Raw genomic sequence first — 21563 nt, forward strand, 5'->3', positions numbered from 1 at the left:
CGTCGGCCGGACAGGTCGTCGTCGGACAGGCAGAACATCGCGCGGTACTCGCTCGCGCTTCGCGCATGCGCAACGGCGGCTAACTCGCGGCCGGGCCGCTACGCCGCTTCGCGGCGGACCCTCCTCGAGGTCGGGTCGTGCGGGGTTGGGAGTGCGGTCATGGCGGACTTAAGTGGTGCCGTGTGGCTGGGTGTGCGGTAGGTGGCGGACTCAAGTAGTGCCGTGTGGCTGGGTGTGCGGTAGGTGGCGGACTCGAGTAGTGCCGCAGGGGCTGGGAGTGCGGTACGTGGCGGACTCGAGTGGTGCCGTGTTGCTGGGAGTCCGGCGGGCGGCGGACCTGGGTGGTGCTCAGGTCAGATGCGGCGCAAGCCGTTCAGAAATGGGCAGCCTGCCAGGAGGCGGACGGCCTTGCTGAGTGATTCCACGTCGTCGGCGGGGGCCGAGAAGGGCAGGCGCACATCGTGATCGGCGTCGATGCTCTCCACGCGCAGCGTCATGCCGTAGCGGTCGATCGACAGCGGGTGGACCCGGCCGCCCTGCAGGCGGGCGGGCAGGTGGCGCGCGAGTTGGGCGATGAGGTCGGCGTGGTCCTCGGCCATGTGGGCCAGCCAGGCGCCTTCCATCTCGCAGAACGGGTCGGCGGTGGCCGCCCGCAGGTCGGCGTGGTCGACGGATTCGGCGCCGGAGGTGTCGGCGAGCACCGCCGAATTCACCACCACCCGAAGCAGGGTCGCGCCGTGGCCCACGTCGAGCAGGCCGGGATGCGGGAAGTCCTTGGCGATTTCGACGGCGAGGGCGCGCTGGGCGTGCGGCGGCACCTGACGCACCCAGCCGCGCAACCACACCAGCGCGCGAACCGGTTCGCGCAGCGGCAGGGGTGCGTGGTCGGTGAGTTCGAGCACCGCGGAGGTCTCGTTGGCGGTGGCGGCGAGGGCGGCGGCGAGCGAGTCGGCGGGTACGGCGATCACCGCGTCACCGCAGCGGCGCAGGTGATGCAGGGTGGTCGGCACGGGGTCGATGCCGGGCAGTGCGAGCACCGCGGTCTCCGCGCGCAGACACGCACTGCGCACGCGCTCGGCAGTGGTGGGCGCGAGAATCGTGGTGGGGCTCGACATGTCAACCTCCGCGACGGTGAATAAGGTAACCCTAAGCTAAGTTACGCGGCGGGTTCGCGCAAGAGGTCCGCCGCCGACACGCCGCAAGCGTGCCTCTACCGTGGTCGAATGGCGCACGACGACACCACCTCTCCCGGCGAACCCGTGCTGGTCAGCCTGTCGGCCCCTCGCCGCAGCCTCGTCGCGGGCTTGATCCGCCCACTCGGCAGCACACCCGACGGCACGCGCGTCGTCGACGTCGACATCCCCGACCCCGAACTGGCCGCCGCACTGGTCGAGGTGGCCCACGCCGACAGCGGCTTCGTCGCCCGCACCGAGAGCGGCCCCCGCGCGCTCGCCGTCATCGCGGGCACGGTCGCCGCGCTCTGCGGCGAGGACATCCCCACCGCACTCGCCGCACCCGATCTCCCGTTCCTCACCGCACTGAAACCCGCCGCTATCGAGGCGACCCGAACCGTGCTGCTCGCCATCGAAACCGGCGATGAGCAGTCGGTTCGCGCGGCGGTGTCGGTCCTCGAATCCTGACGCGGGGCGCGCGGACCGCCGGTCCAGCTAATCTTTCTGTGTGCCGCGTATCGCGTATTTCGGGCCATCCGGAACCTTCACCGAGATGGCGCTGGTGCAGTTCGAGAAATCGGGGGCGTTCGACGAACCCGTCGAGCGCATCGCCGCGCCCAGTCAGGGTGCGGCACTGGACCTGATCCGCTCCGGTGCGGTGACGGGCGCCGTCGTCCCGATCGAGAGCTCGGTCGAAGGCTCCATCCCCGCCACCCTCGACTCGCTGGCCGTCGGTCCGCGCCTGCAGATCGTCGCCGAGACCGAACTCGAGGTCACCTTCACGATCCTCGCCCGGCCCGGCACCGCCCTCGCCGACGTGCGCACCCTCGCGGCCTACCCGGTGGCGGCCGCGCAGGTGCGCGAGTGGGTGGCCAGGAATATGCCTGAGGCGGCGCCGTTCATCTCCGCCTCCAACGCCGCCGCCGCCGAGGACGTGGTCGCGGGCACCGCCGACGCGGCCGTCTCCACCGCCCTCGCCGGTGAACGGCTCGGCCTGGTCGCCCTCGCGCAAGGTGTGGCCGACCACGAGCAGGCCATCACCCGTTTCGTGCTGGTGCGCAGGCCCGGCGTGGCCCCGCGGGCGACCGGTGCCGACCGCACCTCCGTCGTCCTCGAACTGCCCAACGAACCGGGCTCGCTCATGCGGGCCTTTGCCGAATTCGCCACGCGCGGTGTCGATCTCACCCGCATCGAATCGCGGCCCACCCGCACCGGCATGGGCACCTATCGGTTCTACCTCGACTGCGTCGGCCATATCGACGACCCGGCCGTCGCCGAGACCTTGAAGGCGCTGCACCGCACCGCCCGGATCCGTTTCCTCGGTTCGTGGCCCGCCTGTTCGGCGGTCGGCACCCCGCCGCCGTCGGACGAACCCGCCGCGGAATGGTTGACGCAATTGCGAAAGGGGGTCGCGGACCTATGACAAACCGCGCGAAGCTGATCCTGGTCCGCCACGGCGAGACCGAGGGCAATGTGGCCCGCATCCTCGACACTCAGGTCCCCGGCCTGCCGCTCACCGAACGCGGGGTGGCACAGGCGAAAGCATTCGGCGACACACTGATTCGCCCGCCCCGGGTGCTGGTGTCCTCGGAGGCCCTGCGCGCCCGCCAGACCGCGGGCTACATCGAGGCCGCCACCGGCACCACCACCCAGGTCCTGCCCGACCTCTACGAAGTGCAGGTCGGCGAACTCCACGGCCGCTCCGACCGCGACTCCCACGAACTGTTCCAACGGATCTACCGCGGCTGGCACCACGGCGAACTCGACACGCGAACCCCCGGCGGCGAATCCGGCCGTGAGGTGCTCGACCGCATCCTCCCGGTCCTGGCCCAGCTCCGCGCGCAGTACCTGGAGGGCGACGAGGACGGCGACGTGGTTGTCGTGAACCACGGCGCCGCAATGCGTTTGGTCGGCAAGGAACTGGCAGGCGTCGCACCGCCGTTCACCACCAACAACCACCTCGACAACACCGAGACGATCGAGCTGCTGCCCACCGAGGACGGTGGCTGGGAATGCCTGCGCTGGGGCCGATTCACCCCACCGTTCACCGTGAAGGCCGACCCCACCCCGGACGACCCGATGGGTTAAGCGCCCTGCACGGTGGCCTTGAATTCTTCTCGGAGCGGCAGGGATTCGATGAGGTCGGCTACGGCTGTGCGGAGGCGGGCGTTGGTTCCGGTGGCGATGGACGACCACTTCACGCCGTCGTCGGCGACGCTGGCGGTGATGATGAAACGTCCTGCGCGCGTGTTGAACACGGCGATGTGGTTGTCCTGCACATCGCGGGTACCGTCGCCGTAGGCCACGCCCACGATCTCGGCGTAGGAGTGGATCTCGACCAGCGCCGAGGCGAGCGTCTTCGCGTCGGTGGCGGGCTTGCCCACTTCGCTGAGCCGTTGAGCGGTGGCGGCCGCGTCACCGGTGTCACCGAAGATCGGGGCGAGCTGCTCGGTCGGCGCGTTCATGCCGTACAGCTCTAGTGCCTCGGCGGTGCCGAGGGCTTGCAGCACCGCGCCGGGCAGGTCGAGACCCGCGTCGTCGATGACATAGGAGTCCGGCCCGCGCAGGGCGACGACCGCGCGGTCGTCGCCCTGCGCCAGACAGAACCGGTTCACCTGGCCGGCGACCACCCACCGCAGCGCGATGATCCACTGCGGCCGGTAGAGCACCCGCAAGCGCTCGGCGAGTTCGGGTACCACCACGTCACCGAACAGCAATTCCCGTTCGGTGAGCAGCTTTTCGGCTGCCTCCATGGCCGCGTCGTGCGCCGAGACATGGTCGTAGCGGCCCATGGCGTCGAGCACCACGGGCATCTCGTCGAACTGCAGCTTCTCGAGCAGGAACTGCATCTCGTCGAGCGAGAGCACCACCGCCTCGAGCAGCGATCCGCCGCCGCCCCCGCCGAGCACCGTCACTTGGCCGATCCGGTGAGATCGGCGCCGATCACTCCCTCGGCGACATAGCGGCCATCGGTGAACGCCTCGTCGGAGCGCCCGTAGTCGTTCGCGTCGTGTTCCTCGTCGTCCTCGCCCTTGGCGCGGTTGCCGAGCAGCGGGTTGGCGGCCGGCGCGGCGGTGCGCGCGGGCGCGGACTCCGAACGGGCGACAACGGTCTCGCCGACCGGCGCGGCCGCGGGAGCGCTCGCCGACGGTGCACCCCAGCCCTCGGGCAGCTTCAGCCCGCTGCCGCCGAGCGACACCCCACCGAGGCTCGCCGACGCAGTGGACATGCCACCCATCGCGGCAGCTCCGGCTCCGGCACCGGCGGCCATCGCGGGCGCGACACCGGCGGCGGCGGGAACGGTCGAGGTGGCTGCCGACAGCGCGGTCGCACCGATATTGCCGACCGTGCCGACACCACCGGAGACGACGCTACCCGCCACGTTCGCGGCCTGGGTGGCCGCGCTGACCACGCCGGGGTTGGACACGAACGCCTGGGCGGCGGCCACGGCGGTCTGCAGCGGATCGCCGCCGCCGAACTCGCCCTGGGCGGCCGAACCGGCGCCGCTGGCGATGGCGGGCGGCATGGCGAACTCACCGGGGGTGGTGACGGTTGCGGTGGTGGCGGCCTCATAGGTCTCCATCACCAGCGCGGCGCGGATATCCATCGCGTGCCGGGCGACCTCGGCCACCTCGAACGCACCGGACACCACGCCGGGCGGGTTGGCCGACGCCGCGACCGCCGCGTTGGTCGCGGCGATCTCGGGAAGGCTCGGCATAGCGATCGAGGCGACCGTGTAGGCGGTGGCATTGGCGGCGGCCTTGGCGCTCATGGTCGCGGCCATGACGCTCTGCTGACCGGTCCAGTGCAGGAACGGCGCGAGCCGGCCGAGCACGGCCAGACCGTTGAGGCCCTGCAGACCGACGCCGACCTCGGCGATCACGCGGGTGACAGTGAAGGCGGCATCGCCCCAGGCGGCGGCGAGAGTGCCCCAGGAGGTGGCGGCGGCCGAGATCGGAACGGCATGGGCGCCCGCGTTGAGTGTGGTCGAGTTGACTTCGGCCATGCGCGGCAGCCAGAAGACCCCGGTGATCCCTGCGGTCATACTTTTTTCTCCCCTGAATGAATGATCGTCGGCGGGTTCGGGCTACACCTGGACGGCGTTGATAGTTGCCGCGCCGGCGATATCCTCGCCGATGTGGGTGACCAGCTGCGAGCGCAGAGTCGCGGCCGCATGGTGCAGCTCGAGAATGCCCTGGGCGATGGCGCCGTCGTGCGTAGCTGCGGCGCGGTTGAAGTGACCCGCCGCCAACAGCGAGACCTCTTCCGCGCCCGAAGGCAGCACGTGCGTGGTCGGCCCGGCCAGCGCGGCCGCTGCGGCGAGCCGTTCGGCAAGCAGATCCAGCTCGGCGGCTGCGGCCAGGATGATTTCCGGTGCGACGAGAACGTGTCCAACCATGACCCGACTCCTTCTAGTGGCGACTAACGGGAACCACGAGAATTCCCCCTACGAGTGATAGGACGCGAGAGCGGGTCGTTCGGTTCCATCGATTTCCCCACCCAACTTCGCTAGCCCCATCCCAGCTCATGTAGCCGGTCGTCGTCAATCCCGAAATAGTGTGCTATTTCGTGGATCACGGTGATCGCGACCTCCTCGACCACCTCGTCGTCACTGCTACAGATGTCGAGAATAGCCTCCCGATAGATGGTTACGGTATCGGGAAGCGAACCCGCGTAGTAACTGTCGCGTTCGGTGAGGGCGACGCCGTGGTAGAGACCGAGCAGCGATGGTTCCTCGTCGTTACGTGCCTCCACCAGCACAACGACGTTGTCGATCGCCCCGGTGAGCTCGGGTGGGATGAGGTCGAGCGCGTCACCGACCAGCTCCTCGAACCGGTCGGGCGACATCCGTTCGGTCATCGCGGTTGTGGCTGCGGCGGCAGCGGTGCGGCGCCCGGCAGCGGGGCCGGGGTGGAGCGGCCGGTGTTGGGCGGGGGGACCGGAGCCTGTCCGTCGATCAGGATTTCCCCGCGCGCCGAACCGACGATCGGCGCGAAACCCTCACGGTCGGCGCCCTTTCCGAGCCAGCAGTCGAGTTGCCTGCTGCCGGCGAGCCAACTGGTCGGTTCGAGATAGTCGAAGAACAGCGTGAGCGTCTTGTTGCGGATCGCGTCGGGGCTGCCGAGGTATTCGGTGGACAACCGATTGCACTCGGCCTCGACGAACTTGTCCTGATCGGCCTCCGAGGGCGGTCCACCGGTGAAGTTCTTCCCCAGGTCGACGTTGCCGACGATCTCGACGGCGTGCGGTTGCGCGCAGTCCACCGGGTCGGTCGGCAGGTTCTGGTTGATGCCGAGGCAGGTGCCGACGGCGTGCACCTTCGACTGGTCGCCCTGGGTCGCCGAACCGGTCGAGGCCGGACTGGTCGAGGTGGCGGCCACCTGCAGACCGCACCGCAGCGTGCGGTCACCGTGCTGCCAGCCCGCCGGGCTCGGCGACATCACGTTCACCATGAACTTGCCGCGCGGATCGAACCGCCCACCGAGGTAGCGCTGCACCGCGGGCACGCAGTGCTCGTCGCGCAGCTCGGTCATCCGCAGCGAGTCCGGGTGCCGGGTGCCGTCGCCGAACTCGCGGCCGGGGTAGGCCTTCAGGTCGACGACACCGGCCACCTCGAACAGGTGCTGGTCGGCGCAGTTCACCTTCAGCAGGTCGCTGCGGTCGGGCTTGCCCCAGGTCAGGCAGTCGCCCTCGTTGGCGCTGCTGAATTCCTTGTCCCTGACCACGGGCGCGGCGCCGGGCTGGTGTGCCTCCACCTTGTCGGATTCGAAACCGGTCACCGTCATCGTGACCAGCGCCGCGAGCACCGCGCCGAGCGCGCCGATCAGCAGTCCCCACCGCAGTTTCGTCGCCGACAGATGCAGCGGACCGGCGCCGCGTTCAGCGGTTTTCTCGGCCGGGTCGCTCTGATGATCGGACACGACGGCGATTGTATGGGAGCCGATCGGCGCGGCGGGCGGGCTCAGCCGCGCAGAGCCGAGACGAAGATGCCTGGCAGTCTGCGCAGCTTGCCGTCACCGTAGAAGCCGGTGAGCTTGCGACCGGTGGCCGCGGCGGTCTTGTTAGCGACGAACCACGGCGGTTTCGGGGTGGTGGCGAATTCGCCCGCGAACAGTGATCGGGGCGCCGGGCGGAACGGTCCGCGCACCACCGTGCGTTCGACGTCGTCGAGCAGGAAGGCGTTGTGGACGACGCCGATGCCGCTCTGGATGTCGTCGATGGTGTGCCCGGGGAAAGCACCCCAGCTCGCGCGTGGCGTCAGGAACGCCAGGCCGGTCCAGGAGTTGATCGCGACGGTGCCGTAGCGCAGGTTCGCCACGGCCGTGTCGAAGGCGTCGCCGAGTTCGCTGATGGTCGCCGGGTGGGCGAGCAGGTTGGCGCCGAGGGTGCCCATCAACTCGTCGTTGGCGAAATCGACCGCCTTATCGAGGAATTCCGCGCCCGTGCCAGGCAGTTCGACCACGCCGAGGACGGGGGAGAAGTACTCGGTGCGCAGCAGTGGGGTGCCGGTCATCGGCAGGTTCTCGACGAGGACGCGGCCGTTGGCGCGCCCGGCATCGGGGTAGCTGGTCAGCGCGCCCTCCACGCGGGTGTCGCTGCCGGGGTAGTAGGCGGTGCGGACGGGGGCGTTGTCGATGGCGGCGCGCAGTTCGGTGAGGAACTGGTCCTTCTGGTCCCAATCGGCGCTGAGCACGACCGTCTGCGCGGCCACACAGTTGTAGCCGCCGTTGTGCAGGCGCATCGTCGCCACGTGCTCGGCCTGGAACTTCAGGTCGGCCTTGCTCCATTTGCCCGGCACGATGATGCACGGCGCCACGCCGCCGAGTTCGCTGGTGATCGGCTTGGTCAGCGCGGGCTCGCCGGCCTGCTTGCGGCGCTGCGCGTCCTCGCCGACGCCCCACACGATCGCGTCGTGGGTCGGCGCGCCGCCGGTCATGTGCACGTGGTCGACCTTCGGATGGTTCACCAGGTAACCGCCCTCGGGCGCGCCGCCGGTGAGGATGCGTACCACGCCGAGTTCGATGAACGGGGCGAAGACCGCCTGGAACACCGGCAGCAGCGGATCGGTGATCGGGTTGAGCTTGAGCGCGACCACCCGGTTGTTGGCGTAGAGCTCGTAGAGGGTGTCCAGCGGCGCGATGGACATGATGTTGCCCGCGCCGAGCACCGCGCCGACACCGTTGGTCTGCTTCGGATCACGCTGGGCCAGACCGGCTTTGCGCCGTGCGGTGGCCGCGTCGACACCGGGACGCAACCACACCTCGGCGCTGAACCCGTTGAGCAGCAGCCAGTCGTAGAAGCCGTGTGGCAGCACGGGCACGCTCACCCGGCCGCCGGGCGCGGTACCGAGGTCGACGCCGTCGATCGGGCTGGCGCCACGCTCGAGCGCCGCCAGCGACTCGCTCAGCGCCTTGGCGCCCGCCAGCAGTGTCATCGGGCCCGACATCCACTCCTCACCGAGCAGGGGGCTGTCGGCATCGAGCTTTTTGATGGTCCTGGCCGCGGCCACCCACGACTCGGCGTCGCGGGCGGTGAGCGCGTGCAGTTCGTCGAGCAGTTCGCGGCGGCGGCGCAGATCGGTCGCTGCCCAGGTTTTCGCCCCCTCGGTGAGATCGTCGAGCGCGGTATCTATGACGGCGGTGTCGAAAGTGGTACTCACCCCGCAACTATGCCCCGGCCCGCGCTCGTTGGCATAGGCCGAAAATTTAAGGATTGCATAAACAACTAGGCTGTTTTCTCATGATCGACCTCCGATTCCTGCGCGAGAACCCGGAAGCCGTCCGTGCCTCGCAGCGGGCCCGCGGTGAGGACCCCGCGCTCGTCGACGCCCTGCTCGAAGCCGACGCGGCCCGCCGCGCCGCCGTCGCCACCGCCGACTCCCTGCGTGCCGAGCACAAGGCCATGGGCAAGGTGATCGGCAAGGCGAGCAAGGAAGAACGTCCCGCGCTGCTGGCCGCCGCGACCGACATGTCGGCCAAGGTCAAAGACGCCGAGCACGCCCAGAGCGCGGCCGACGCCGATCTCGACGCCGCGCATCGCGCCATCTCCAATGTCGTGCAGGAAGGTGCGCCCGCGGGCGGCGAGGACGACTACGTCGTGCTCGAAACCGTCGGCACCCCACCGCAATTCGACTTCGAGCCGAAGGACCATCTGGAGCTCGGTGAGTCGCTCGGGCTGCTGGACATGGAGCGCGGCGCCAAGGTGTCGGGTTCGCGGTTCTACTTCCTCACCGGGCACGGCGCGCTGCTGCAGCTCGGCCTGCTGCAGCTGGCCGCGCAGCGGGCGGTGGCCAACGGTTTCACCATGATGATCCCGCCGGTGCTCGTGCGCCCGGAGATCATGGCCGGTACCGGTTTCCTCGGGCAGCACTCCGACGAGGTCTACCACCTCGCCGACGACGACCTGTACCTGGTCGGCACCTCGGAGGTGCCACTGGCGGGCTTCCACGCCGACGAGATCCTCGACCTGAGCGCCGGCCCGAAGCGGTACGCGGGCTGGTCGTCGTGCTTCCGTCGCGAGGCGGGCAGCTACGGCAAGGACACCAGGGGCATCATCCGGGTGCACCAGTTCGACAAGGTGGAGATGTTCGTCTACACCACCCCCGAGCAGGCCTCGGCCGAGCATCAGCGCCTGCTCGCCTGGGAACGCGAGATGCTCGCCGCGATCGATGTGCCCTACCGGGTGATCGACGTGGCCGCGGGCGACCTCGGCAGCTCGGCCGCGCGCAAGTTCGACTGCGAGGCGTGGGTGCCCACCCAGCAGACCTACCGCGAGCTCACCTCCACCTCCAACTGCACGACCTTCCAGGCGCGCAGGCTCTCGGTCCGCTACCGCGACGAGAACGGAAAAGCCCAGATCGCGGCGACCTTGAACGGCACACTCGCGACCACCCGCTGGATCGTCGCGATCCTCGAGAACCACCAGCAGGCCGACGGTTCGGTCCGGGTGCCCGAGGCGCTGGTGCCGTTCGTCGGCACCGACGTTTTGACACCGTAGAGCTTTCCACTGTTTGCTGGTCAGGCATTTGTGTGATGTGGCAAACATCGGAACCGAACAACATCTAGGCTGGTGCTCGTGCGAGGAATCGGGGCGCGCGGCGATACCCGAACCCGGGTGCGGGCGGCATCGGCGTTGGCGACGGCAAAAGTCATGGCCAGGACAACGGGGGCGTTCTACGTTCTCGGCGGTGTCCTCGGCCTGACCATCACTGCCGTCGCGCCGGGCGACGACGGCAACAGACTGCTGGTCGGCACCGCCGCCGCGGTCGCGCTGCTGCTCGGTCTGACGCTGCTGGCCTGGGGCCCGCGCATGCCGCACGCGCTGCACCACCTCTATCTGGCGACCGCGACCGTGTTGGTCACCATCGCGGTGCACTCGTTCCCGAACCTCGTCGGCGGTATCACGCTCGCGTCGTTCTACGTCTTCATCGCCTGCGACGCGGCACTGTTCTTCGCCTGGCCACAGGCCGCCGCGCACATCGGTCTCGCGATGGTGCTGTGCCTGTGGGTGCTGCCCGATCGCGGGCTGCCGTGGTGGTCGGGCCTGATCCCGGCCGGGGTCACCTTCGGGGCCGGGGTGGTGGTCGGCATCCTCACCCGCATGGCGTCCGACGCTGATATCGACGTACTCACCGGCCTGCTCAACCGGCGCGGCTTCGAAAAGCAGCTCAACCCGGCGATCGATGCGGCCGGACGCGGTGGTCAGGGTCTGTCGCTGGTGTTGGTCGACCTCGACCGCTTCCAGAAGATCAACGACCACCTCGGTCACCGCGCCGGCGACGCCGTTCTGCAGCGCGTGGCCGACACCTGGCTCGACCTGCTCGCCCCCGACCAGGTACTCGCCCGCTTCGGTGGCGACGTATTCGCGCTGCTGCTGCCCGGCACCACCGAGCAGGCCGCGATCCTGCTCACCGAACAGCTGCGTGCGGCGGTGACCATGGGCTGTTCGGCCGGTGTCACCTCGTGGCAGCCGGGCGAGTCGGGCTCGCTGCTGATCAGCCGTGCCGATGTGGGGCTGTACCGGGCCAAGCAGGCCGGACGCAACCGCACCGTGCTCGAATCGTCGCGGCAGCTGCCGCTCGCGGTCGAGCTGCGCGAGGCCATCGACAGCGGCGCCCTCGACGTGCACTACCAGCCGATCGTCAGCCTCACCGAGGACGGCGGTCAGGCCGTCGGTGTCGAAGCACTGCTGCGCTGGTCGTCCAACGCGCAGCCCGAGGTCACCACCGAGGGCCTCATCCGGGTCGCCGAGGAATACGACCTCATCTCCGACCTGGACGAACTGGTTCTGCGCCGCGCCTGCGCCGACGCCGCCCGCCTGCAGGAGAGCTTCGCCTCCCTGAACCTGACTCTGAACGTGAACGTCTCCGGCCTGGAACTGGCCGAAACCGACTACGCCGAACGGGTCGCCACCATCCTCAACGACACCGGTTGGCCCGCCGACCAGCTCGTGCTCGAGGTGACCGAAAGCGAACTGGCCGCCGAATCCCAGACGGCCATCGCCAACCTGCACACCCTGCGCGACCGAGGCGTGCGCATCGCCATCGACGACTTCGGCACCGGCTACTCCTCACTGAGCCGCCTGGCGACCATCCCCAGCGACATCCTGAAGGTCGACCAGTCCTTCGTCGCCGCCATCCGCTCCGATTCCCCCGCCCCACCCCTGCTCGGCGTCATCGCCGCCCTCAGCAAATCCCTCGACCTGCAGGTCATCGCCGAGGGCGTGGAAACCGAATACCAGGCCGCCGTCCTCACCGAACTCGGCTTCGCCCTGGCCCAGGGCTACCACTACAGCGACTCCCACCCGGTCTCCGACCTCATCAACGACCTCAACGCCCCCCACTCCGACGACGACGATTCCCTCGCCGCCAACGGCTGGATTCCCCTCGGCTGAGCCGGCTTCGAACTGTGCCCGGCACAGGAGCGGCCGCATGACGAAAAGTCGGTTGACGGGTGGTGGGCGGTGGCGAACGATGGACGCATGCGGATGCTCATCTACGGCTGTTGACCTTTCTCGCTGTGTAGGCGCCTGGCGGCGGCGGTGAGTCGTGCGCCGGGCAGTGCGCGTGGGCTCGGGGTTCGCGCGGTGCTGTTCAAGGGCTCGCGGGATCTGCTGCCCATCTACGCGCTCTACGGTGTGCTTTTCGCTGATCACGGGCTCGGGACCGCACAGATCTCGTTGCTGCTCGCGCTGTGGTCGGTGACGGCGTTCCTGCTCGAGGTGCCCTCCGGGGCGTGGGCGGACACGGTGTCGCGGCGGGGTCTGCTCGTTTTCAGCGCAGTGCTGCAAGCAGCCGGGTTCACGATCTGGATGGTCGCTCCCTCGTTCGCCGGGTTCGCGGTGGGGTTCGTCGTGTGGGGGATCGCCGGTGCGCTGGAATCGGGCACGTTCGAGGCGTTGATCTACGACGACCTGGTGGCGCGAGGGGAAACCGCCCAGTACGCGCGCATCATGGGCTGGGCGCGGGCCGCGCAGGAGACGACCGTTCTCATCGCGATCGTCGCGGCCGCACCGCTTTTCGCGTGGGGAGGGTACGGCCTGGTCGGTTGGGTGAGCGTCGGCGTGGGTGTCGTCCACACCGTCACCGCGCTGGCACTGCCGCGGGCGCCGGTGGCCATTTCGGCCTCGGAAGTCGATGCGCTGGAAGACGATCCGACGCCACCTCCCGGAGTCACCACACCACCGGGCGTTGTCGAGGCGGATCGACCGGTGCGCAAGCGCTATGTGGCAATGCTCCGGACCGGGATCGCCGAGTCGATGCATGTGCGGAGAGTGCGTCGCGGCGTGCTGCTCGGCGCACTTCTCTACGGCGTCACCGCTTTCGACGAATACTTCGGCCTGCTCGCTGTTTCCGGTGGTGCCTCGCCCGCCGCCTCCGCCTTGCTCGTCGGCGTGACCGTCGCGGGTTCGCTGGCCGGTTCGCTGTTGGCGGGCCGCACCGAGTCCGCGCCCGCACGGCTGGTCGGAGTCGCCTTGTTCGTCGCGGGGCTTCTGTTCATCGCCGGTGCGTTGGCTGTCGGAGCAGGTTCGCTGTGGATCGGATTCCTCGGGATCGCCGTGGCGTACGGGATCGATTTCAATGCCGAGGTCGTCGCGGGCGCGCGCCTGCAGGATGCGATCGAAGGGCGCGCCCGGGCAACGGTCACCTCGGTGGTCGGGTTGTTGTCGGAGGTGGTGGCGTTGGCGGTCTTCGGTGTCGTTGCCGCTGCTACACAGTGGGTTTCGATGTCTGTGGCAATCGCCGGGTTGGGAGTGGTGTTGTTGGCGGCTGGGCTGGTCACACCGAGTTGGTTGCCTGGACGAAAGTGATCGTGGGCAACCCGGCCGAGTACGGATCGTCATCCAGCCGCTGTCGGCTAGCGCATCGGTAGTGTCGAAAGCTACGACGGCGGAAAGGACGGAGTGGTCGGGCGCAACGGTCTCGGAGCGATCTTCGGGTTCTGCATCGGCGGCGGTGTCGCGGTGCAGGGACGGATCAACGGGGCACTCGGAGCGGAACTCGGCGACGGTGTCGCAGCCGCCACGATCAGTTTCGGAATCGGCCTGCTGGCCCTGCTGATCGCCTTCGCGGTCAGCCCGACCCTGCGATCGGGCCTCGGCTCGGTCCGCACCGCCACAACTGACGGCAGCCTGCGCCCCTGGTACCTCCTGGGCGGTGTGTGCGGCGCGTTCTTCGTCGCGAGCCAAGGCCTCACCATCGCCGCGATCGGCGTCACGGCCTTCACCGTCGCCGTCGTCGCAGGCCAGCTCCTCAGCAGCCTCGTCGTCGACCGGGTAGGTCTCGCACCGAACGGCCGGACACCGGTCACCTGGTGGCGGGTGCTGGCCGCCGGCCTCGGCATCATCGGTGTCGTCCTCGCGGCGAGCGGCCGCGACGCCCCTGCCCCCGCCGACACCGGTGTCCCCGACTACCTGCTCATCGCCCTACCTGCCCTCGCGGGCATCGGCCTGGCCTGGCAGCAGGCGGTCAACGGCCGCGTCGGCGCAGTCGGCGGCCCCTTCCCCGCCACCCTCGTCAACTTCACCGTCGGCCTGATCGCCCTCTGCCTCTTCGACACCTACACCCTCCTCACCAAGGGCCTCCCCGCCCAATTCCCCACCACCCCCTGGCTCTACCTAGGCGGCCTGATCGGCGTAGCCTTCATCGCCCTGGCCGCGATCACCGTCAGCATGATCGGCGTCCTCCTCCTCGGCCTCACCTCGGTAGCAGGCCAACTCGTCGCCGCCCTCCTCCTCGACGCCGCCGACGGCCGCCTGGCGCCGATCGCAGTCCTGAGCTGCGCGATCGTCCTGGTCGCGGTGATCATGGCGAGCCGCGCCGCGTCTTCACCGCCGGAGAACCCACGCGGCTGACACCACGGCCCGCCAAGGGGCTCGTCGCACGCGTGTCGTCGACACCCGGCGGAACTGTCGTGGCCTGGCGAGCACGTCGCTGAGAGATCGGCGAAATGTTAGGTTGCTGGCGAGCGAGCGCGCCGATGGACGATGGCGCGCTCACCCGCGTCGGCGGGTCCGAGCTGGGGGAGTGCAGTGATCGAGCCGTTGTCGCCGACCGAATCACCGGTGATCGGTCGTTACCGGGTGCAGGGTGTGCTCGGGTCGGGCGGGATGGGTCGGGTGGTCCTGGCGGCCGGCCCGGACGGCCGATTCGTCGCCATCAAACAGATCCACGCCCACCTGCTCGACGACCGCGAGTTCCGCGCCCGCTTCGAGCGCGAGGTCGCCATCTCGGCCCGGGTGTCGGGGGCGTTCACCGCCGCAGTGGTCGACTTCGACACCACGGCTGAACCACCCTGGCTCGCTTCGCTGTTCATCCCCGGTGTGCCGTTGGACAAGGCGGTCCGCGAACTGGGACCGCTGCCGGTTCCGGCGATGCGCACGCTCGCCTCCGGCTTGGCCTCGGCACTGCACTCCATCCACAGCACCGGCCTGGTACACCGGGACCTCAAGCCCGCCAACGTCATTCTCGCCACCGACGGACCGCGCGTGATCGACTTCGGCATCGCCCAGGCCACCGGAACAGGGGCGCAGCTCACCGAGGTCGGCGCGGTGGTCGGCTCACCCGCCTATATGTCGCCGGAGCAGGCGATGAGCGAACCGGTGACGTCGGCGAGCGACGTCTTCTCCCTCGGCTCGATGCTGTGCATGGCCGCCACCGGCAAGAGCCCGTTCGCGGCCAACTCGGCGCCGTACACCCTGTTCAATATCGTGCACAGCGAACCGCAACTCGAGAATGTGCCGGTCGAGCTTCGTGAGCTGATCGCCGGCTGCCTGCGTAAGGACCCGAAGACCCGGCCGACCCCCGCTCAGATCCTGGACTACCTGGGCGTCCTGCCGGTGCAGGCACAGCCGTGGCCCGCCCCGGTCCACGCCCAGATCGCCGAACAGACAAGAAATCTCGCTGCCCTCACCTCGGACCCCGAGTCAACACAGATCATTCCGGCCCAGACGCGGATCGTCGCTCCACCTCCCGCGCCCACGCGTCAACGCCGCCCGGTCCTACTCGGCGGAATAGCCGCGGCGGCTGCTGTTCTGATCGCAGCCATCACCTTTGTCGTCCTGCGCCCCGGCGACGAACCCGCACCGACACCGACCACGGTCGCCGCCCCGACGAAAACCCTTCCAACCCTTGATGATCTACGTGGGGTAGACACCTGCGCGTGGGTGATCCAGGCTCTCGGCGCAACGCTCCCGGAAGAAGCCGCCGACAAGGCAGCGACAACGGTCGCCGACTGGCGTTGGCTACCGACCGCGAGCTGGGGTTGCGACGGCAGCTCGGGCGGCGCACGCCTGGCCGTCGAAATCGGCGCAGCGCTGGAAGGTTTCGGCACAACCAGCAAGGTCGCCAACGGTTACGGTGTCGCGCAACGCGGCGAGGACTGCGCCTTCGGCATCGAAGGCGGCGCCGACGGACAACGCTGGGGCATCGTGGTCGACACCTTCACCCGCACCGACTGCGCCCTCGCCGACCACGCTGTCGACCGGCTCGCCGCAGCGATCGGCGCCCTGTCCGCCGACCCGGCCGCAGCACAGTCGCTGTCGTCGGTGGATCCCTGTGCGCTGCTGGACGATCCGACGCTCGGCCAGGCGACCGCCAAATCCGCGCACGTGTGTGAATGGGTGCGCGACAACAACACCATCCGGATCACGACGTCGCAACCGCGGCAGCGAGTACTGACCGGCAAGGCAGTCGACCTGGGTGACGGAGTGATCGTCGAGGAAGACAGCATCGGCGGGATCGGCGAGCACCGCTGTCAGCGGGTGTACCTGTTCCGCAAGATCGGCGAGACCTACCGCGAGGACGTCGAAGTGCTGGTCAGCAATCCCGCCGAGAGCGGTGACGAACTGTGCGCGGTGGCAGATCCGCTGATGAAGCAGGCGGTCGGCAGGCTGCCTGCGCGGTAGCGGCGGCAAACGCGGGGGTGATAGCTTCACGGCAGAGTTTCGAAGGGGGATGGGCGTGCGCTATCGCTGGGGTGCGGCGCTGTTGTCGCTGTGTCTGCTCACCGCCGCATGCGGTGACCAGGCACCCGACCACGGCGAATACGCGCTGGTCGCGCAACCGGGCGACTACGACGACGGCCCGAACCGGATGCGTGGCACCCTGGTCGAATCGCTGCGCCTCGGCGAGCGGGTGATCTTCGCCGACCGCATCGACCCCGAGCTGACCGCGGGCAACGGCGGCGGCCCGCTGGTCGGTGTGCGCGGCGTCGACGATCTGCTCTCGGGTGTGCAGCGCACCGCCCTCGACCCGTTCGACGTGCTCGCCGGGTTCGGCGTGATCGGTGGCAACGGTCTCAACGACAACGAACTGAAGAACAAATTCCTGTCCATCACCCTGCTGTCGCTGCCGGACGAAGCCCAGGCCGCCGCGGCCGCGCAGGCGATGGCCGCGGCAGATTTCGGTGCGACCCCCGAGAACGCGCCCATCGTCCTCCCCGACTATCCTGCGGCGCTCGCACATTGGCGACCCGGTGTGCCGACGGTCGGTAGCTGGCTGGTGTGGAAGAACCTGGTGATCCGGCTCTACGCGAAGATCGTCGACCCGAATCCCGAGCAACTGGCCGACCTGCTCACCCGCACCTATCGTGCCCAGCTGGCCGAACTCGAAACCTTCACGCCCACACCGGCAGCTGATCTTTCCAACCTGAAGCTCGACCCGGACAAGCTGCTCCCGCGGATCGTGAAAACCGACGACTACTGGCCCGACCGCTGGGATTTCCTCGTGACCGGCCCACGTGCGTTCGCCCTGCGGAACAACGAACCACGCACGCGAATGCGCGAACTCGAGGCCAACAAGGTCGACACGATCGCGGTGGCGCACAACAAGTTCCTGTATCGCACCGCGGACAGCGCATCCGCCGAAAGCTACGCCGAGGTCGAGAAACAGCAGATGCTCACCCGATACCGCGAAACCTCGGGGGTGGCGGGTCTGCCGGGTATCTCCTGCTACAGCGCGCTTCGGCCCGACCCCGCGTCGGTCCCCGCGCGTCGGTTCGCGTGCCTGGTGCGGCACGGCGAATTCGTCGTGCGCATCAACGGCAATCAGGAAGTCGAGACCCGGCGCCAGGCCGTGGCCCAATACGCACTGCTCGGTGGTTCGTGGTGAGTGAAGCGCGCATGACATCGCTGGGGCCACGTGACCCCGCGCAGCTCGGCCGCTACCGGCTGCTGGCCGTGCTCGGCCGGGGTGGCATGGGCCAAGTGCTGCTCGGGCAGGCACCGGACGGCCGACTGGTGGCCGTGAAACAGATCCATCAGCAGTTCACCGGCAACCCGGAGTTCCGCGCCAGGTTCCGGCGGGAGGTGCTCGCGTCCCAGCAGGTCACCGGTGCGTACACCGCGGGTGTGATCGACCACGACGCGGAGTCCGAAACACCCTGGCTCGCTTCGGAGTACATCGCGGGACCGGCACTGCAGGACATGGTCGCCGAGTTCGGCCCCCTGACGGTGAGCGGTCTGAAACTGCTGGCCACGGGCCTGGCGATGGCTTTGCTCGAAATCCACCGCACCGGTCTGGTGCACCGGGACCTGACGCCGAGCAATGTCCTGCTCACCAATGACGGTCCACGGGTGATCGACTTCGGCATCGCCCGCGCCGTCGAAGACGACGTCACCCTCACCGCCACCGGCGCCGTGATCGGCTCGCCCGCGTACATGTCGCCCGAGCAGGCCGAATGTCGCACGCTCACAGCGGCTTCCGATGTCTTCGCCGTCGGTGCGATCCTGGCGATGGCGGCTACCGGCACGAGCCCCTTCGCGGCGGCGTCCACACCGCAGGTCCTCTACAACGTCCTCTACAGCACGCCGGACACCACCGCGATCCCCGTACCGATCCGTTCGCTGGTCGACGCGTGTCTCGCCAAGGATCCGGCCGCGCGACCCACTCCCGAGCAGTTGCTCGACGCGGCGGCCCGCATCGACGCCGAACCCGTGTGGCCGGTGCGTATTCGTCGCCGCATCGCTGATCACAAGGCGGAGGCGGCGGCGTGGGCCAACGGAACCGCGTCGGCGGCGATCGTCGAGGAGTCGCGACCCGATCGGAAGCTGCCGCGCCTGGCAGCGGCGGCGGCAGTGGTGTCGGTGTTGGTCCTCGGCTGCATCGCACTGGTCGGCATCGGCCGGGACGGCACCGCCGTCGCGATGGACGACCCGCCGTTGGCGCTGACCGAGGAGGAGACCCGGCGCCTCGACATCTGCGCGCTCCTGACACCGCAGGTGATCGGCGAACTCGGCACCTCCGTCAGCGGGGTGGAAGGGTACAGCCCCTCCGATTGCCGGTCCACGTATCGCGATCCCGCCGGTCGCGATATCAACATCTCGCTCGACACAACCCGGCCCGATTACGCCAACGACCCGCCGCTCGGGCAGACCATCAACTGGATGCCGGTGCTCGGCGACGAGCGGGAGTCCGCCTTCTGCCGTCGTTCGGTCAAGGAGCAGAGCGGCAGGCAGACGGTGTTCTCGGTCACCGCGAGCGTGCCGGGCGGTGACGGGTGTCCGGTGGCCGAGCGGGCTCTCGCTGCCATCGTCCGGCGCCTGTCGGTCGATCCTCCGCTGCGCGACTACCCCGACAACTCGATCCTCGCCCTCGACCCGTGTGCCCTCGTCGATATGGCGGCTGTCCGCGCCGCGGTAGGTGATTCCGAGCGGTCCCGCGCGCCGCACAGCTGCAACTTCTGGGGCACCGACGGCTCCCTCTATCTCGACCTCACCGAAAAGGCCCGACCTGACAGTGTTCGGACCGGCAACGCCCACCCGACGACCAGGACGATCGGCGGTCGCACGGTCTACGTCGGCCGTGACGACGCCACCGTGTGTGATCTTCTGGTCATGACGCGGCCGAGCCGCGACGACCTGGCCGAGCAGATATCGGTGACATACCACGCCAAGTCTTCACCCCCCGCCGGCCCCTGCGCCCTCGCCACCCCCGTGCTCGAATCCGTCCTCCAGAAGTTGCCTCCCTCATGACGATTCATCCACCGGGCCCGGACGATCCGCAGACCATCGGCCGCTACCGGGTGATCGGCGCGCTCGACCCGTCGGCCGGTGATCACAGTGTGCTCGCCACCGGCCCCGACGACGCGCTCGTGGTCGTGCGGCAGGTGCACCCCGAACTGCTCGCAGAACCCGAATTCCGGGTGCGGCTGCGGCACAGTGCCGTTGCCGCCATGCGCGTCGCCGGGCCGTCCAACACCACGGTGATCGATGTCGATGCCGATGCCGACAAGCCTTGGTTGGCATCACTTTTCGTGCCTGGTGTGCGACTCGATGCGGCTGTGGCCGAGCACGGCCCGCTGCCGGTCCCCGCTGTGCGTGCCTTGGCCGCCGCACTGGCGTCCGCTCTCGGCGCCGTGCACGCCGCCGGGTTGGTGCATCAGCGATTGCGCGCCGACACCGTCCTGCTGGCGAAAGACGGTGGGCGCCTGGGTGAGATCGGCGTTACTCCTGCGGCAGGCCTGTCCACCACCGGAACAGCGACCACCATCGGTACGCCCGACTTCTTGGCACCCGAACAGGCACTCGGTCTGGAACTCACCCCCGCCGCCGATGTTTTCGCGCTCGGCTCGGTGCTGGCCTACGCAGCGTCGGGAGTGGCACCGTTCGCGGCGCCGTCGGTGCCGTACACCCTGTTCAATATCGCCAATCGCGAACCCGATCTGAGCCGGGTGCCCGAACCGCTCTACGAGATGCTGGCCGCATGCCTGCGCAAAGACCCGGCGGCCAGGCCCACGCCCGCACAGATCCTCCAGTATCTCGGTGGCCCACCGAGTGGCCCGCCGCCCTGGCCCGCACCGGTTCTCGACGACATCGGACGGGTACAGCAGGAGATCTCGGCGCTGCGTGCCGCCGCACCCGCCCTCACTCCACCGGAACCGGAGCAGCCGAAGTCGTTCGCCGACATCGTCGGCGCCAAGTGGACCTCGCTCCGGCAAACAGCGAGGGGCGCCACGGAGTACGGCCGTGAGCGGTGGATGGGCGCCAGTGCTCGAGCGCGCGCCGGTATCGCGGGCGGGCTGGTCGTGGTGTTGCTCGCGCTGGTCGGGCTCACCTACTTCGTCACCCGTCCGGGGGGTGAACCTGGGCCGGTGACCGGCCTGACCCTGGCCGAGTTGCGCCGTATCGATGCCTGCGCCTGGCTGACGTCCGCGATCGGCACAGAGGTCCCCGTGGCACCGAACCCGCTCCCTGCCGACTCCTGGAAAACGCGACCGACCGGCCCCTGGGGATGTTCCCTCGACTCGGGCAAGTACATCCTCAATCTGGAGCTCGGTAAGGAAGACGAGTACCTCACCCTGAATCAGACTGTGGTCGACGGTGTTCCGATCACCCACGGCAGTCCGTCCGGATGCGCGCGCGCCATCGCGAGCCCGGGCGACGAACGCGAAGCGGGCATCGTCCTCACGCTGCTCACCCCACCCTCGGTCAAGGACTGCGCGGGTGTCGACCACGTGGCCGCCGCGCTGGCCCGCTCGCTGACCACGGCCCCGCAGGCCGAGCAGCCGTCACCTCTCGCCTTGCTCGAACCCTGCACCCTGCTCGACCGCGATGCCGTAGCCGAGAGCATCGGCCCGCTCCCACCGGCACCGACCATCGCCGACGCCCACACCTGCCAATGGGACGCGCGCGTCCGGTTGAAACTGCAACTCCTGCGCACCAGCCCCGTGACCACGGGCAAGAACCCCCAGGTGCTGCGCGTCGACGGTATGGAGATCTACCGCAAAGACGGCCTCGTCGAATGCACTCGCGCCTACCTCGTGCCGAACGCCGGGGAGGAAACGGTGCAGGTCACCGTCGAAGGAATGCCCCAAGGGACCGAGCAATCCTGCTCGATCGCCACCACATTCCTGCGCCGGGCCGTGGAGAAACTACCGAAGCGGTGAGCAAGGA

At 69.1% G+C, this 21563-nt stretch carries 18 protein-coding genes; 11 read left to right on the forward strand and 7 right to left on the reverse strand.

Annotation, left to right across the window (positions count from 1 at the left end; translation table 11 throughout):
- Window positions 1-353: 353 nt before the first annotated feature.
- Window positions 354-1115: a DUF2470 domain-containing protein gene (locus AB0I19_RS28400; RefSeq protein ID WP_357152984.1), complete on the reverse strand. Its 762-nt coding sequence runs from the start codon at window positions 1113-1115 to the stop codon at window positions 354-356.
- A gap of 108 nt (window positions 1116-1223) precedes the next feature.
- Here AB0I19_RS28400 and AB0I19_RS28405 point away from each other — a divergent pair, with 108 nt between their 5' ends.
- The 3 genes from AB0I19_RS28405 to AB0I19_RS28415 are packed head-to-tail and all read left to right on the forward strand — an operon-like array spanning window position 1224 to window position 3260.
- The gene (locus tag AB0I19_RS28405; protein WP_357152986.1) at window positions 1224-1640 is read left to right on the forward strand and encodes a hypothetical protein; all 417 of its coding nucleotides are present in this window, start codon (window positions 1224-1226) and stop codon (window positions 1638-1640) included.
- Window positions 1641-1680: 40 nt separating this feature from the next.
- On the forward strand, window positions 1681-2595 hold the full coding sequence (gene pheA / locus AB0I19_RS28410) for a prephenate dehydratase (RefSeq protein ID WP_357152989.1): 915 nt from the start codon (window positions 1681-1683) through the stop codon (window positions 2593-2595).
- Window positions 2592-3260, forward strand: coding sequence for a histidine phosphatase family protein (locus AB0I19_RS28415; RefSeq protein ID WP_357152991.1), 669 nt, complete (start codon window positions 2592-2594; stop codon window positions 3258-3260). Before pheA ends, AB0I19_RS28415 begins: the two co-directional genes overlap by 4 nt.
- On the opposite strand, the gene AB0I19_RS28420 is transcribed toward AB0I19_RS28415, so the two are convergent.
- The 6 genes from AB0I19_RS28420 to AB0I19_RS28445 all read right to left on the reverse strand — a co-directional run bounded on the left by AB0I19_RS28420 (window position 3257) and on the right by AB0I19_RS28445 (window position 8832).
- Window positions 3257-4087, reverse strand: coding sequence for an ESX secretion-associated protein EspG (locus AB0I19_RS28420; protein ID WP_357152993.1), 831 nt, complete (start codon window positions 4085-4087; stop codon window positions 3257-3259). The genes AB0I19_RS28415 and AB0I19_RS28420 overlap by 4 nt on opposite strands.
- The gene (locus AB0I19_RS28425; protein ID WP_357152996.1) at window positions 4084-5217 is read right to left on the reverse strand and encodes a PPE domain-containing protein; all 1134 of its coding nucleotides are present in this window, start codon (window positions 5215-5217) and stop codon (window positions 4084-4086) included. Before AB0I19_RS28425 ends, AB0I19_RS28420 begins: the two co-directional genes overlap by 4 nt.
- A gap of 42 nt (window positions 5218-5259) precedes the next feature.
- Complete coding sequence (locus tag AB0I19_RS28430; protein WP_225281682.1) at window positions 5260-5571, reverse strand: PE family protein; 312 nt, start codon at window positions 5569-5571, stop codon at window positions 5260-5262.
- A gap of 110 nt (window positions 5572-5681) precedes the next feature.
- A complete protein-coding gene (locus tag AB0I19_RS28435) occupies window positions 5682-6032 on the reverse strand; it encodes a metallopeptidase family protein (protein WP_067495311.1) in 351 nt (116 codons plus the stop codon).
- Entirely contained in the window at window positions 6029-7093 is a 1065-nt protein-coding gene (locus AB0I19_RS28440) for a septum formation family protein (protein ID WP_181700181.1), read from the reverse strand. Before AB0I19_RS28440 ends, AB0I19_RS28435 begins: the two co-directional genes overlap by 4 nt.
- A 41-nt stretch (window positions 7094-7134) precedes the next feature.
- Window positions 7135-8832, reverse strand: coding sequence for an aldehyde dehydrogenase family protein (locus tag AB0I19_RS28445; protein ID WP_357152999.1), 1698 nt, complete (start codon window positions 8830-8832; stop codon window positions 7135-7137).
- An 80-nt stretch (window positions 8833-8912) separates the two neighbouring features.
- Here AB0I19_RS28445 and serS point away from each other — a divergent pair, with 80 nt between their 5' ends.
- The 8 genes from serS (at window position 8913) to AB0I19_RS28485 (ending at window position 21556) form a co-directional block, all read left to right on the forward strand.
- A complete protein-coding gene (serS, locus tag AB0I19_RS28450; protein ID WP_357153002.1) occupies window positions 8913-10169 on the forward strand; it encodes a serine--tRNA ligase in 1257 nt (418 codons plus the stop codon).
- Between the two features lie 78 nt (window positions 10170-10247).
- Window positions 10248-12065 (forward strand): bifunctional diguanylate cyclase/phosphodiesterase, encoded by a 1818-nt coding sequence (locus tag AB0I19_RS28455; RefSeq protein ID WP_357153005.1) that lies wholly within the window; start codon window positions 10248-10250, stop codon window positions 12063-12065.
- Between the two features lie 147 nt (window positions 12066-12212).
- Entirely contained in the window at window positions 12213-13481 is a 1269-nt protein-coding gene (locus AB0I19_RS28460; protein WP_357153008.1) for an MFS transporter, read from the forward strand.
- Window positions 13482-13574: 93 nt separating this feature from the next.
- Entirely contained in the window at window positions 13575-14525 is a 951-nt protein-coding gene (locus tag AB0I19_RS28465) for a DMT family transporter (protein WP_357153011.1), read from the forward strand.
- Between the two features lie 177 nt (window positions 14526-14702).
- Window positions 14703-16577, forward strand: a complete 1875-nt coding sequence (locus AB0I19_RS28470) for a serine/threonine-protein kinase (RefSeq protein WP_357153013.1) — start codon at window positions 14703-14705, stop codon at window positions 16575-16577.
- A 55-nt stretch (window positions 16578-16632) separates the two neighbouring features.
- Window positions 16633-17781 (forward strand): hypothetical protein, encoded by a 1149-nt coding sequence (locus AB0I19_RS28475; protein ID WP_357153015.1) that lies wholly within the window; start codon window positions 16633-16635, stop codon window positions 17779-17781.
- Window positions 17782-17792: 11 nt separating this feature from the next.
- Window positions 17793-19643 (forward strand): protein kinase, encoded by a 1851-nt coding sequence (locus AB0I19_RS28480; RefSeq protein ID WP_357153017.1) that lies wholly within the window; start codon window positions 17793-17795, stop codon window positions 19641-19643.
- Complete coding sequence (locus AB0I19_RS28485; RefSeq protein ID WP_357153020.1) at window positions 19640-21556, forward strand: protein kinase; 1917 nt, start codon at window positions 19640-19642, stop codon at window positions 21554-21556. Before AB0I19_RS28480 ends, AB0I19_RS28485 begins: the two co-directional genes overlap by 4 nt.
- Window positions 21557-21563: the final 7 nt, after the last annotated feature.

The organism is Nocardia sp. NPDC050413 (assembly GCF_040655475.1).
In the GTDB taxonomy this organism is placed as follows: Bacteria; Actinomycetota; Actinomycetes; order Mycobacteriales; family Mycobacteriaceae; genus Nocardia; species Nocardia coubleae.